Source organism: Ruegeria sp. YTSC230, assembly GCF_059609665.1.
The window spans coordinates 161272-175411 of sequence record NZ_JBXWMC010000009.1 but is presented as its reverse complement, the minus strand read 5'-3'; the positions used below and the strand labels follow the sequence as shown (position 1 = coordinate 175411).

11 protein-coding genes are annotated in these 14140 nt (G+C 54.3%); 6 read left to right on the top strand and 5 right to left on the bottom strand.

Translation table 11 applies throughout. The annotated features are described in order from the left end of the window. Positions 1-11 precede the first annotated feature (11 nt). Positions 12-377: a response regulator gene (locus AC2FD9_RS18125; protein ID WP_496838213.1), complete on the top strand. Its 366-nt coding sequence runs from the start codon at positions 12-14 to the stop codon at positions 375-377. A 6-nt stretch (positions 378-383) separates the two neighbouring features. Then, positions 384-1931, top strand: coding sequence for an adenylate/guanylate cyclase domain-containing protein (locus tag AC2FD9_RS18120; protein ID WP_496838211.1), 1548 nt, complete (start codon positions 384-386; stop codon positions 1929-1931). Positions 1932-2576: 645 nt separating this feature from the next. Here the strand turns inward: AC2FD9_RS18120 and AC2FD9_RS18115 are convergent. Both AC2FD9_RS18115 and AC2FD9_RS18110 read right to left on the bottom strand, forming a co-directional pair. Beyond that, a complete protein-coding gene (locus AC2FD9_RS18115) occupies positions 2577-3644 on the bottom strand; it encodes a ParB/RepB/Spo0J family partition protein (RefSeq protein ID WP_496838209.1) in 1068 nt (355 codons plus the stop codon). Next, complete coding sequence (locus tag AC2FD9_RS18110) at positions 3637-5022, bottom strand: AAA family ATPase (protein WP_496761156.1); 1386 nt, start codon at positions 5020-5022, stop codon at positions 3637-3639. The genes AC2FD9_RS18115 and AC2FD9_RS18110 overlap by 8 nt, the downstream gene beginning before the upstream one ends. Positions 5023-5599: 577 nt before the next feature. Between AC2FD9_RS18110 and AC2FD9_RS18105 the strand changes: the two genes are divergently transcribed. Next, positions 5600-6859 (top strand): replication initiation protein, encoded by a 1260-nt coding sequence (locus AC2FD9_RS18105; protein WP_496838208.1) that lies wholly within the window; start codon positions 5600-5602, stop codon positions 6857-6859. Positions 6860-6886: 27 nt separating this feature from the next. Here the strand turns inward: AC2FD9_RS18105 and AC2FD9_RS18100 are convergent, their stop codons facing one another. The 3 genes from AC2FD9_RS18100 to AC2FD9_RS18090 all read right to left on the bottom strand — a co-directional run bounded on the left by AC2FD9_RS18100 (position 6887) and on the right by AC2FD9_RS18090 (position 11323). Continuing rightward, the gene (locus tag AC2FD9_RS18100; RefSeq protein ID WP_496838206.1) at positions 6887-9193 is read right to left on the bottom strand and encodes a Tex family protein; all 2307 of its coding nucleotides are present in this window, start codon (positions 9191-9193) and stop codon (positions 6887-6889) included. Between the two features lie 81 nt (positions 9194-9274). Next, positions 9275-10291: an Ldh family oxidoreductase gene (locus AC2FD9_RS18095; RefSeq protein ID WP_282121593.1), complete on the bottom strand. Its 1017-nt coding sequence runs from the start codon at positions 10289-10291 to the stop codon at positions 9275-9277. Between the two features lie 87 nt (positions 10292-10378). Beyond that, entirely contained in the window at positions 10379-11323 is a 945-nt protein-coding gene (locus tag AC2FD9_RS18090) for a c-type cytochrome (RefSeq protein ID WP_496838204.1), read from the bottom strand. A gap of 48 nt (positions 11324-11371) precedes the next feature. Here AC2FD9_RS18090 and AC2FD9_RS18085 point away from each other — a divergent pair, with 48 nt between their 5' ends. From AC2FD9_RS18085 to AC2FD9_RS18075, 3 genes are read left to right on the top strand one after another with little or no spacing between them, the layout of a single operon-like run. After that, entirely contained in the window at positions 11372-11944 is a 573-nt protein-coding gene (locus tag AC2FD9_RS18085; protein ID WP_496838202.1) for an RNA polymerase sigma factor, read from the top strand. Continuing rightward, complete coding sequence (locus AC2FD9_RS18080) at positions 11941-12687, top strand: anti-sigma factor (protein ID WP_496838200.1); 747 nt, start codon at positions 11941-11943, stop codon at positions 12685-12687. Before AC2FD9_RS18085 ends, AC2FD9_RS18080 begins: the two co-directional genes overlap by 4 nt. Before the next feature lie 59 nt (positions 12688-12746). Further along, positions 12747-13826, top strand: a complete 1080-nt coding sequence (locus tag AC2FD9_RS18075; RefSeq protein WP_496838198.1) for a helix-turn-helix domain-containing protein — start codon at positions 12747-12749, stop codon at positions 13824-13826. Positions 13827-14140 lie beyond the last annotated feature (314 nt).

The window sequence follows — 14140 nt, the reverse complement described above, 5'->3', positions numbered from 1 at the left end:
AGTTTAAGGCGATGGCAAAGATACTTATTGTGGAAGACAACGATATGAACCTCGACATGCTGTCGCGCCGACTGCAGAGAAAAGGCTACGAAACCGTATCGGCCCGCGATGGTCAGGCCGGTGTTGAACAAGCCCTATCGGATAAACCAGACCTGATTTTAATGGACATGAGCCTGCCCGTAATCGACGGTTGGGAGGCGACCAGACAGATAAAAGCAAACCCAGACACAAAAGCTATCCCAGTTGTCGCTTTGACTGCCCATGCGATGCAGAGTGATCGCGACAAAGCCATGGAGGCAGGTTGCGACGAATTCTATACCAAGCCGATCGAACTGCCTGGGTTGCTGGAAATTATTAAAAAACTGCTGGACGGGTAGCGCAGCATGGTTTCAGAGACCCGGAAAGACAAGTTGGCACTAGCCACCCGCATTTCCCAGAACCTCAATGGGCCGTCAGAAGCGATCGTAGGGTTTCATAACCTGCTGACCGAGGAAGTACGCAGAACAGGGCCAGCGGCTGCGCTGGAGGATTTGCAAAAGATTGGCGTCGCCGCCTGCAACCTTACTCAGATGGTCGAAATGTTGGGGAAAGGTGCGCACCAAATCTCGGCCGACAAAGACGCTCAGGCAAAATTGCGGCATGATTTACGCTCACCGATCAATGCGATCATTGGTTATTCCGAAATGGTTCTGGATGATTTCGAGGCAGATCTGAAGCCTTCCGCTCGCAGCGACATAAACGCGATCCTGAGCGAAGCGCGTAAGCTGGCGCTACAGATCGACAGCACCATCAGTGATGCGGACATTCCGCAAAGCGCTGAGGACAGTGACCGGGATCAGGAAATTGCGGCCAGCCTTGAACGCAGCCTTGCGAGCTCAGATGCCGGTCGCGAAGCCCTGACCGGGCGTATCTTGGTGATCGATGACGAGGCGGCTAATCGGGAAATCCTGACTCGTTTGCTAGAGCGCCGAGGACACAGTGTGCGATCGGTCGGCTCGGCCAGCGAAACTTTTGAAGCACTAGATCGCGAGGGCTTCGACCTTGTTCTGTTGGATATCCTAATGCCAGAGGTAAATGGCATCGACGTCCTCGAAAGAATGAAAAAAGATCCGTCTTGGCGCGAAATACCCGTGGTCATGGTTTCAGGTCTGAACGAGACAAACGCTATCGCCAAGTGTATCAGTGTCGGCGCTGAAGACTATTTGCCAAAACCTATCGACCCGGTGTTACTGCACGCGCGCGTGGATGCCTGCATGGAACGCAGTCGCTGGCGCGCTAAGGAATTGGCGTTCACAAATGAGATCACCTACGAACGTGACAGGGCAGACAAATTGCTGCACTCGATGCTGCCCGCGCCGGTTATCAAACGACTAAACGATGGCGAGACAAACATCGCTGATCGTTTCGTCGGCGCCACCATAATATTCGCGGATATCGTGGAATTTACACCACTAGTAGCCCGCATGGACGCCGGCGACCTGATCCTGGAATTGTCAAACTTGTTCACTGCATTTGATGACCTGGCCACCCTGCACGGTATCGAAAAGATCAAGACGATTGGAGACGCCTACATGGCGGCATCGGGTATTCCTTTGCGTCGCGAGGACCACGCGCTAGCGGCAATAAGCTTTGCACGTGACATCCTGAGAACGATGTCCGACAGCACAGTTAGTAGCGCGGGTTTGCAAATCCGCATCGGTATCCATTCCGGACCCGTCATTGCTGGTCTGATTGGGCGAAAACGTTCAATTTATGATGTTTGGGGGGAAACCGTGAACCTTGCCAGCCGTCTCGAGGCCACGGGAAGGTCAGGGCACATCCACATCTCCGCGGAAACCAAGGATGCACTGGGTGATCATTTGTCCAACGCGGAAGCGCAAACTCATTTTGTAAAAGGAGTGGGAGAAATAACATCTTACTTCGTATCTTAAGGCTTGTGACACGGTTCTGAGCCCCATCAGTTCGACCGTTTGATAATTTCGAGTTGGAACTTGGCCAAACGGCCTAATTTGTGTCTCCAAAAGCGGATCGTTGCGTTTGCAAACCCTTGGTTCTGGACCAATAAATTTGTTGTCCCCATCTCGGCGACATGGTTCAAGCACCTGAGATGTGGGGGTCATGTTGAGTAGTCTATTCTGGTTGTTGGACAAGTAGATGGCGCGGCTATAGCCTTACTGCGCAAAGGGCCATGATTTCGTCCAAATTCCGGTAAGACACTCCGAACCGCAGGTAGAAGAAAACCGCGAGCGTGATCACGTCATTCGGAAAATGCGCGCCTTCAACGAGATTGTCACGGCCTGCTCCTGTCATGTTCTTGTGCACGCGACCAGGAACGCACTCGACCTGACAGGTAGAGGCAAAGTTTGCGACAGCCCCCCCTCTCACCGCGCTCAGCCATGATCTGTCGCAAACTTGAGTTCAAGGAGTTTTATGATAGCACAGCGCCAGTTTCCATAATGATCATTAAAACAGCTTTTTGCTCACTACATTGATGATTCGCATTTGCGCGAGCTTTTAGATGTTATGCGGCCAATGGAAACGTACATCATCCGCTTTGTTCTGATTTCGCCACAAAACTAACCAAGGTGGCGCGCGATCTGTTCTATCAGTTCTTGAGCATCCTCGGTTGATACTCCCCGCACTCGGACTCGAATGCGAACTTCATCTGGTGACAGCTCGGCCTGTACTGTCCCCCCTCCACCCAACTTGATCGGTGTCAACGGTTGGACTAGCTGCGGACGCCCGCCACGGGGCTTATCGGTAGCAGGCAGAGGAGACGACTTCATTGCATTTTCCAGAGCGTCCCATTCGGTTTTAGGGTCAATAACCTCTGCCTCTGCCAGTGCACGACGAAGTTTGCTCTGAGCCCCCCCTCTCAGCGCCGATGCGAGTTTTAAACCCGCCTTCTCCGAAAGCGCCACAGGATGTTGCAGCAGGTCACCGAGAGCTTCATGGACCATTGCAAAGCTGCGAACTTTTGATCTCTTGGCTTTGGAGGCGGCTGCAAACAGGACATCAACTGCTGCCTCGGTAGACTCGAATATCCCCTGCCCTACTGCCAGAACTGCAATACGTCCACGCTCGTATGGGCTTAGGTTAGAGCGTAGCTCATTTTCCTCGACCATCGATACGTAAGCCCCCTGCCCCGAACCGGCACCTCTCACGAAGGCAGGAATGGTCGCAAACCGATCATCAGTTTTTGACAAACGTCTAAATGCGTCTAAGCGCCTGAACCCCGAAATAAGACCATAGCTTTCGCCTTCACGCGTCACTTCAATAGGTGTACGCAGCCCGTTTGTTCTCAAAGACTCCAAGAGCTCTGCCATAGCCTCTTCGTCTTCGACCATCCGATCTCGACGAATATACTCAGCATCAATCGACTCAATCGGTAGCATTTCAGCCACCAAACCCGCATCCTTTGCGTCTCGCCACCTTGCTGCGTCGCTTTGATCCTTGGCTAATTCCACACGGTCCGTGACAGTCGCCATTCCGCTTAAGGATGCAGCCTCTGCTGCTACCTGTGCAATCGGTGGTGTGGGCGTTGTACCGTCAAACGGGTTCAAAGAAGGTTTCGCGGCGAAACCCACCTCCAACTCTTCTAATTCCGCTGTGTTTGGAACAGCAAGTCTTCTACGTTTAGCCATTCGACTCTCCTCCCATTTGGGCATCCCGCCACCAACAACCTACTAGAACTTCTTTGAATTCCGCGTAGGTACGATCGAAAGTTTCACGTCCACGGACATAGGTTTCGCGGTTAAAATCTCGGTAGTCAGCCTCGTAAATACCGTTCACTTGTTCACCCGCCTGCCCGACCAAAGCAGTGAAGTCCTGTCGGTAAGCGTTCATGAAGTCGCCAAAATACGCCTGGATCACGTTCGCCATATCTGTCTGTTGGCTGGCATCAAATCGGGTAATGATTGCCCGAACGACATCCCATTCGAACTTCAACTCTGGCAATCCAGCTGCTCGCTGGGCAGTGTTCTCCCCATCTTCGATACTTGCGAACGTCGTATACAGCATGTCAAAGAAGCGGCCGGTTGAATCGAACTCCAGGAATGACGCTCCAAGCGGGACCAAAAGGATATCCGCTGCAGCCAATGCGTTGATCGTTAGGTACCCAAGTGCAGGAGGGGTATCAATGAATACGATGTCGTAATCGTTTAGAACACCTTCAGTCTCAAGAAAGTTGGTCAGACCATCCCACAATGGCCAACTTTTTAACCCCATACGCCAGACCGGGATCTGGAACTCTGCCCAATACAAATTCAGTTGGGCCCCTATAAGGTCGATATTGGGCCAATGGGTTTTCTGAATAACATCAGTTGGACTTGTTGCTAGCGCCTCTTGCAGTGTTTCATCCAAAGGGATTTCGGCCTGCCCGCCAACCTGCCGGACGCGGTTCTCTTCTTGAACAGCCCTCGCGTAGTCTTTGGCTATCAGCGGAAATACTGTTTGCCACTCGTCCGCAACTGTTCCGCCAAGAATTGACGTCATCGATCCCTGGCTATCTAAATCGATTACCAGAACTTTGTAGCCATCTAAGGCCGCAGACATAGCAAGGTGAGCCGCGGTTGATGTCTTGCCAACACCCCCTTTGAAGTTCGCTACTGATACGACTTTGGCAGGCAGGCCTTCCGGACGATATGGCAAGTATTCCTTAGTACTGACACCTTCCGCGGCAAAGTGTTTTCTAAGCGTTAGAACCTCTTCAAGAGTAAACCACTTTGAACCTGCTTCCCCCTCTCCTTGTGGGAGTTCGGTATTTGCTTTGAGGACGCGTCTTAGATGAGCAGGGGCTACGGGAATTAAGTACTTGGTGATCTCCCAGATAGAGAAACGACGTAACCGTTTTTCACCGTCGGGTGCGTAGCCTCTCCGGGCTAAATCCTCGCGTCCTTTTGCGCAAAAAGTGGCAGCTTTAGCGAATCGTGAAGTTCCAATAGGATCAGGTAACTTTGCCGCTGCTTTTTCCGGATCGAGATTGAGATAAGGGGGCAGGGGAGGTTGGTTGTTCTTATTCACTGTCGGTACCTCAGGTAATGTTCGCCTTGGCGGCGTATATAGCGCAATGTAGCGAACATTTGGAGGAGAGGCTATCCTTCCTCTTCGTTTTTTCCACTGAAGTTGTAGTTGCCACCAGGTTTCGCCACGAAACTTGAAATATCAATAATTAGAACGCAACAAATCGTTTAGTTATTTTGTATAATTTAGAATCTTTGGGATGGAAAAAACTATTTAATACAATAGATTACATGTTGTTGAGTAACCATTTACAGGGTCAAGGGGACCCGCATACGGGATTAAAGGTACCCAAGTACAGGACGTATGGCGCCAAGTTACGGCTTGACGGGTCCCGATTCTCAGGACGCCAGTATTTACCTTGAAAAAGGCTCTAAATTGGGGTTCAGGGCACGAGAGTTTGCGTGTTCTTTGCTTCGTGCGAGTCTTTCCCATGCGTTTCTGTGGATAACTTTTGGGCTTACTTCGAAAGGTACCCGTCCACGGGATCGGCGTCATCCTGTATATAGGCACCCAAAATAGATTGCAACTCAGGTACCTATCATGCAAATAATGAGCAAACGAGCAGCCAGGCAGAATCATGCCGGATACACAAGTAAACATGGACAACCTCTCAGGCGCGTTGCGTCGGGAGACAGTTAAGAAAAACGTCGCCGCGATTCACATCAGCGGGAAGTTGACGCTGTTGCAACGCAAGTTGTCGAACGTTTTGTTGTTGAATGCATATGACGCACTGACGTCCGCCCCGACCCATACAATTGACGCCCGGACGTTGGCGATGATGGTTGGATATAACTCAAACGACTTTGACACGTTGCGAGCAAGCTTGCGCGCTCTGGCTGAAACGGTCGCTGAATGGGACATGTTGGATGAGCAGGGACGCCAGGAATGGGGTGTTTCATCTTTGTTGAGTTTTGCAAAGTTGAAGAATGGAATCTGTGAATACGCATATTCACCAGCATTGGCGCAGAAACTTTATGATCCGAAGATATACGCGTTAATAAATGTCCAGATTCAGAGAAATTTTAGTTCAGGACACGGTTTAGCGCTCTATGAAAATTGCTATCGATTTGTCCGGACAGGATCAACGGGTTGGTGGGCGTTGGACGTCTTCAGAAAGCTCATGGGGGTCGACGGGAGCGATTACTATGGCAGCTTCAAGCACCTAAATGCCAAGATCATTAAACCAGCTGTCGCCGAAGTTAACAAAAGCTCTGATATTCTCATTGAGCCTGAATTTCAGAAGAAAGGCCGCACAGTTACAGATATCCGGTTCCTGATAAAGGGTAACCCGCAGAAAGCGATGTTTGAGATTGATGATGAAGATGGCGTTCGCAATCTGACAATCTACAAGACGCTGCGCCAGCAAGGTGTGTCCGACAGGTTGGCGCGACAATGGATTTCTGAACATGGCGAAGACTATGTTCGGGAAAAGCTCGAATATGCCAAGGGAAGGGATGGAGTTAAGTCGACTCTTGGTTTCCTGTCCGCTGCCTTGCGGGACAACTATCAAGCGCCAGAAAAGAAGACGTCGGCGGTGCCAGGCCCATCAGTGGGTGAAGCTGTAAAACGCAGGACTGCCGAACAAGAGCAGCAGGACATGGAATACGAAGCAAGAACTGTAGAGCGGACCGAACGTGCGCGGCGATTGGCAATTGTTGAGGACCTGGTTTCGCGGCGAAACCCAACGCAACGCGATGCCGACAAGCGGCTCTTTCTATCGGGCCTTGATAATGATCTCGACCGAGAACATTTCAGAGCTCATGGGTGGCGATCAGGGTTGAACGCCACAAAGATATTTGAATTCTGGGAGGAGCTTGAACCTGAAGCTTTCACCTGAGCGTTGTTTCAGTAACGTGCATCCAGGCTATTGCTTTTTGAGCGCAGACTTTAAGGCGTCACCAAGTGCGCTGTGGTGCGCGTTTTCTTTTGATTTTGCGTATTGTGCCTGTTTCCCTTTTGGTCGGTATGGGCGTTTTTCTGAACCCTTGCCGTCCTGTTCTTGACGTGCCGAGGCTCCGCCATCCTTTCGCATGGTCAGAGCAATACGTTTGCGTTGCACGTCAACCTCGACCACGGTGACGTTGACCACTTGGCCCGTTTTCACCACCTCATGCGGGTCTTTGACAAACCTGTCCGCAAGCTGACTGACATGGACCAAACCGTCCTGATGCACGCCCACGTCGACGAAAGCGCCAAACGCGGCTACATTGGTGACTGTCCCTTCCAGCACCATTCCAGGTTTCAGATCGGTAATCTCTTCGACCCCATCAGTAAACGAAGCGGTCACGAAACTAGGGCGGGGATCACGACCTGGCTTTTCCAGCTCTGAGAAAATGTCTTGCACAGTCGGAAGGCCAAAATCTTCATTCACGAACTGTTCTATGCGCAGCCCTTTCAAGGCACCGTCATGCCCCATGATTTGGCGAATATCACGACCACAGGCAGATACGATCCGTTTCGCAATTTTGTATGCTTCTGGATGCACCGAGGACGCGTCCAAGGGTTCCACGCCATCCCGTATCCGCAAAAAACCTGCGCACTGTTCATAGGCGCGCGGCCCAAGACGCGCGACGCGCAGCAACTCCTTGCGGGATTGGAACGCGCCGTTGAGATCACGATGCATAACAATAGCCTCTGCAAGGCCGGGCCCAAGACCAGAAACGTGTGAGAGTAGGGGGGCAGAGGCCGTATTCAGATCCACACCCACAGCATTCACAACGTCTTCGATTACGGAAGCCAGCGACTGTGACAGGCGATGTTGATCAACGTCGTGCTGGTATTGGCCGACGCCAATGGATTTTGGTTCGATTTTTACCAGTTCTGCCAGCGGATCCTGCAAGCGGCGGGCAATCGAAACAGCGCCACGCAGCGATACATCCAGGTCTGGAAATTCACGCGCGGCCAATTCTGATGCCGAATAGACCGAAGCTCCGGCTTCTGAAACGACAACCTTGGTTGGGGCTTTGACGCCCTTTGGCAGCAGTTTTAACGTGTCGGCAACCATCTTTTCGGTCTCGCGGCTCGCCGTGCCGTTGCCGATAGCGATGAGGTCAATCTTATGGGCTGAGATCAAGCGCAGGATCGCCGCCTGCGATCCGCGCAAATCATTCTTGGGTTGGAATGGGTACAAGGTTTCCGTCGCAACCACCTTGCCTGTTGCATCAACGACTGCGGCTTTGACGCCGGTTCGGATTCCAGGGTCCAACCCCAAGGTAGCCCGCGCGCCGGCAGGTGCGGAGAATAGTAAGTCTTTGAGGTTGCGGGAAAAAACGTGAATTGCTTCGTCTTGCGCACGACTACGTAAATCGGCCATCAGCTCGACCATCATCGAAAGGGACAGTTTTACCCGCCACGTCCAGCCGGCAACTTTCCGCAGCCATTTATCACCGGGTGCATCGCTGCGTGTCTGCAGATGAGCAGCCACCATAGCTTCGGCTCGAGCGGCGCCAGCTTCGGGCTCGGGGGCGATGTCCAGCGTCACGATCCCCTCTTTCGACGCTCGTAACATTGCCAGGGCGCGGTGCGATGGGGTCTTGGCCCAAAGCTCCGAATGATCGAAGTAGTCGCTGAACTTGGCGCCTTCTTGCCGTTTGCCGTCGATCACTTTCGAGGTCAGCAAGGCCTCTCGTTGCATGAAATTCCGCAATTCACCCAGAAGGGCGGCGTTTTCAGTCAACCGTTCAGTGATTATGTCCCGCGCGCCATTCAATGCGTCTTTTGTCGTGGGAACCGGCTCGCCAATGTAACCCTGTGCCAGCCCTTCGGGATCGGTGGAACGGTTCGCTAGGATTGCATCGGCAAGCGGTTCCAGCCCGTTTTCGCGCGCAATCATCGCCTTGGTGCGGCGCTTGGGCTTGTAGGGCAGGTAGATGTCTTCCAGTTGGGCTTTGGTGTCTGCCTGCGCGATGGATTTCGCCAACTCGTCGGTCAACTTGTCCTGATCCTTGATTGAACTCAGGATGGTTGCGCGCCGCGCCTCTAGTTCGCGCAGATAGGTCAAACGGTCCGACAAAGTTCGAAGTTGCGTGTCATCCAACCCGCCAGTCACCTCTTTGCGGTAACGCGCCACGAATGGAACCGTGGCCCCTTCGTCCAGCAATTTTACCGCTGCACCGACCTGTTCGGCGCGGGCGTTGATTTCGGTGGCGATGGTGCGGGCGATGCGGTCCAAGGGGGCCTCCTGAATTCAATTGGGAGGAACTTCTTAGCCAGCCGCACCGCTAAGGGAAAGAGAAGATCGCGGGCCTTACACCTATTCGGCCAAAACCAGCAAATCTTCGTACAGGGTTTTCGCGATCTCAACGTGTCCACGGGCGGTGTTGCGTGCGCGAGCAGCGAAACGTCTTTGCGACGGCAGGCGCGCACCCTGATCGACGATGTCGGCAAACAAGCGTTCGGCGCGCTCATCATTTGCTGCGGCACGACCACCGCTGAACTGGGCGGGGTCAAAAGCCAGAATGATCTCGCCGTGATAGGGCGCGCCGCCTTGGCCCTCGGAAAACTCCATGCTTTCCAGGCTGGTCAGGTCGTCGATCAACGGACCGGCCAACAGCTCGATCATGATCGACAAGGCCGAGCCTTTGTAACTGCCGAAGGTGAGCATCGCCCCCTCCATCGCGGTCTGCGGATCAGTGGTCGGATTTCCATATTTGTCTATGGCGACGCCTTCGGGCAGGGGCTTACCCGCCCTGTGATAAAGCTCAATCTCACCACGGGCAAAGGCGCTGGTGGCAAAATCAAACGTGAATGGGTCTTTGCCCTGACGCGGCCAGCTGAAAGCCAGCGGGTTCGTACCCAAACTACCCCGAGTGCCCCCAGCCGGTGCGACCCAGCTGTGGCTGGGCACCATCGCCATCGCGGCCAGACCTTCTGAAGACAGACTTTCCACTTCGGGCCAAAGGGCCGAGAAGTGAAAACAGCGGTTGATTGCCATTGCAGCGATGCCGTGGGTGCGGGTCTTTTCGATCAGCACAGGCAATGCTTCGCGAAAAGCCAGCAAAGACATGCCTCCGCGCGCATCGACACGAACAATGGCATTATCCGAAGGCGCAAGAGCCGGGGCCACATGCCCGTCAATCTTGCCGGTCTTCATGGTGTCATTGCACATGAACAGGCGGAACAACCCATGAGATTGGCAATCGTCGACCTGGCAGGTCGTCAATACATCGGCAATGGCGGCCGCGTGTTCCGGGCCAAACCCCGACTTGGTCAGGATGGACAGGCTGAGGTTTCGGATCTCGTCCAGTGTCAGTTTGACCGTGTCGCTCATGCCGCGCGTCTCCCTTGTCTGAGGTCAGACAAGGGATAGCGTGGCGGTGCGTGTAAAGGGAACCCGCTTTATTGGATTGGTTCAGGTTTAACCCTGTGCTTCGGCTTGCAAATAGGCGATCACATTCACGATATCGGATTCCTTTTTCAGGCCGCGAAACTGCATCTTGTTGCCGGGAACTGTGCCTTTGGGATCCGCCAGAAAGGCGGTCAGGGTGTCGGTTGTCCAGACGATACCCGACCCCTTTAGAGGTTCCGAGAACTTAAATCCGTCAGCTTGACCCGCCGTAGCGCCGATAATGCGGTGAAGCGATGGGCCCACCGTATGGCGGTTTTCGTCCAACTTGTGGCAAGCGCTGCATTTACGGAACACCTTCTTACCTGCTTTGACGTCACCTTCGATAGCAACCGCAGCAGTTACGGCGGTGGCGGCAGGTTCGGCTTGGGCTTTCTTTTCGTCCAGGTTGAATATCAGACGCGCTGTAATGGGTACGGTCCGGGTGATGCCGGGCAGTTCGGCCAATTCCATCAACTTTTCCACACCAGCATCGACGCCTGCATCTTCTGTACTGATGAACACCATGTCATTTGTTGAAACCATGACTGATGTTTCAGACAGGCGCGCAACAAACATCTCGGCATCAAACGCTACATCTGTGCCTGCCAGCGAAAGCATCGCATCGACATCGACAATCGTGGTTTGGCCAACGCTCAGGGCCGTTACATCTGCCATGTCGAACTGCGCCGTCAGTGATGCTGTACCCGCTTTTTGGAACACGTATTCGACCATACGTTCATTGCGAATGTCGATATTGGTTTCCACCGACGAAAGGTCAATTTCAATATCGGCTTTCCCGTCGGGTCCAACCTGACCGGAGAGACCTGTGAAAGAGTTTACCTCACCCACGGTGTCTTTTTTGATCGAACCATAGGCCAGATGCGAGCCTTCAGGGTCCAGCGTCCAAGTTTGCGCAAGAACCGGGGTTGCAACAATTGCCGACGCAATCGTGACTGCCTTCAACAGAAGTTTCATTTCTTTCCTCCTCGGGTTATGTCAGTCCTGACCCCGCGGGCCCGGTCCGTGAAAAGCAAACACACACAGGTCGCGATTTATTCGATGAGTCCCGATATTTCCTCCGAACAGGCCGTGCGCGGCGCAATCCAGACGCATTCCAAACGGGTCTGGCGGTTTGGTCTTGCACTTTCGGGGGCGTCGGATGTTGCCGATGATTTATTGCAATCGACGTGTCTGCGTGCGTTGGAGCGTCATCATCAGGTTACGTCGCATGATCGGCTGGACAGTTGGCTGATGACGATCTGCCGCTCGATCTGGCTGAATGAGGTGCGGGCACGCTCTGTGCGTAAGGCCCAGGCGCTGTCCGTTACACCCGAAGCCGAATTAATTTCGACCGGACCGGATGCAGAAACGAATATTTTCGCCGCTGAGGTGTTTACACAAGTGATGGAGTTGCCAGAAGCGCAGCGGGAGACAGTCATGCTTGTGTTTGTTGAAGGATACAGCTACCGCGAAGCCGCCGCGTTGCTGGAGGTGCCAATAGGCACTATCATGAGCCGGTTGTCCAACGCCCGGCAGAAACTGAAAAACGTGATGCAGCATGATGCGGCAGACACCGTTCGACGGAGTGGCAAATGAAGTTTTCCGACGAGACGCTGAGGGCGTATCTGGAAGGCAATGCGGATGCGGCCGAGGCCGCCGCAATCGAAGCGGCGATCGAAACCGATCTTGCACTGGAACAACGCCTGATGACACTGGACCCGCTGGCACCTGTGGTGCAATCAGTGTTCGAAAATATCCCTGCGGATGCGCCGAAGATTGAATTGCCGCAGCCAATGCCGGTCAGTACGGCCGACACCTCAGGCGGTCTCTGGCGCTTGATGGCAGTTGCCGCGTCGGTTGCCGTCGTGGCCGTGTCCGCAACTTTCTGGGCGACACGCCCAGAGCCAATGGGTTGGGCCGAACAGGCAGCAATCTATCAGTCGCTTTATTCGCCGGACACGATTGAATCGTTGGACAGTTCTCCGGTTGCGCTTGATGCGCAGTTTGCGCGGGCTGAGGCACAGCTGGGCCGGTCGCTTAACCGGGATGCGCTTGAAACGCTGCCTGGATTGGAATTGAAACGCGCTCAGGTTCTGTCTTTTAAGGGGAAACCTCTGATTCAGGTGGTCTTCGCGGATGATCAGGGTCAGCCGCTGGCGTTTTGTGTGATCCGTCAGGGTGAAGGTGCGCCGGCAAAGGATGTCAAACTTGCGGCGATAAGTGGTGTTGCCACTGCGACATGGGCGCAGGATGGATATGGCTATATGCTAATCGGCAGCAGCGAGCAGACCGATCTTGACCAGCAACTGCACATTCTGACCACAACATTCGCCGGTTGACCGGGGGCAGGGCGGAATACGTCTTGTGAACCGCACGAAATGTCCGAAATATAGCGGGCATGACGATGAAACCTGTGATGCCGGACCCGGATGAGGACGACGACGCGATCGGTCCTCCCAGCATCTATGACATCGACCCGGCTGAGGAAGATGATCTTTGGTTCCTCCCTCCCGATGAAGGTATGGCACAGGACGTATTTCTGCCCCCCGGTCCGGCAGTCGATCGCCGTCTTCTGTTTGACCCAAGGGATTGGCGTGCGGCCCAGGCCGAGCTGTCTTATGAACTGGCCGAACTGGCGGCCACGTTCGGGGCGTTGGACGAACGTTTGCGCGCAGGCCCGACCGGGTGGGGACACCGGCTGGCGCTGATGGATGTGTCTGATCTGGGTTGGTGGACAGGGGATAGGATCGGTGTCGACCGGCTTGCGTTGTGGGTGGGATTACGGATTGGCGCAACCGGCGATGATGTCCAGGCGATGTTCCGGGCAGGCTGGGCTGTGCGCCGACTAACTGCAGGGGCTGGGCCATCAGAGGGCGGCTGGGCGACTGGCCTGACCGCGTTTCTTGATCGCATGGCACAGGGCATCGAAGACATGCCAGAGGCCGTCGCCGATTTGGCTGAGATTATGCAGAATGTGGAAGGCTTGCATCCCGTCACGCAGGCAGCCATCGGGTTTCATGCTTGGCGCGCCCTTTCGGAAAGCCCTGGTCAGGACACTGAGGCAGCGATCATTGCAGCCCGACATGCTGCGTCGATGGGGCGGGGTGGGGCGATCTTCATGCCGTTGGCGTTGTCGGGTCCGGGGGCGTTGCGTGGGGTTGGTGAGCCGCAGGAAAAACTCGCGGCCTGGATCAGGGGGGCAGGGCAGTCGATATTAGCGGCTTTGTTGCACCTGGATCGGGTCAGCGCCTGGGATCAGCGCGCCCGCGAGGCGACAAGTGACCTGAGCGGCCGCACGCCACCGCGCCTGATCGACGCGCTGACCGCATGGCCCATGGTGTCGGCACCGCTGGCCGAGGACCTGACACAGGCTTCGCGCGCTGCGGTGCAACGCAATATCGACCGTTTTATGAACCGGGGTTTGATCCGAGAGGTAACGGGGCAGGGGCGTTACCGGGTCTGGACAGCTGCACTGTAGCCTCTGAACAAACTGCGAATTGCCCGGGTGGCAGGGTGAAAACCCCAATTCATTCCGATAAATTCACGTGAACCCACGTTGAAGCGCGATCTCTGACGTATCTTGTCAGGTCATCCGGTTCAGTGTTTCCATCGGGTTGCTTTCGAAGACTTCTGCAGATGTTCAGTAACCGATACATTTGCACGACTGGGAAATGATGTGATGATAAAGTATCGATTTGTCGGCGCCGCCGGTTCATTTGATCTTCGAAGCTGTTTTCGTAGCCTATAGTGAGTGGTTTCGACGGCGCATTTTGATAGGCCGCTTGTGGGTCG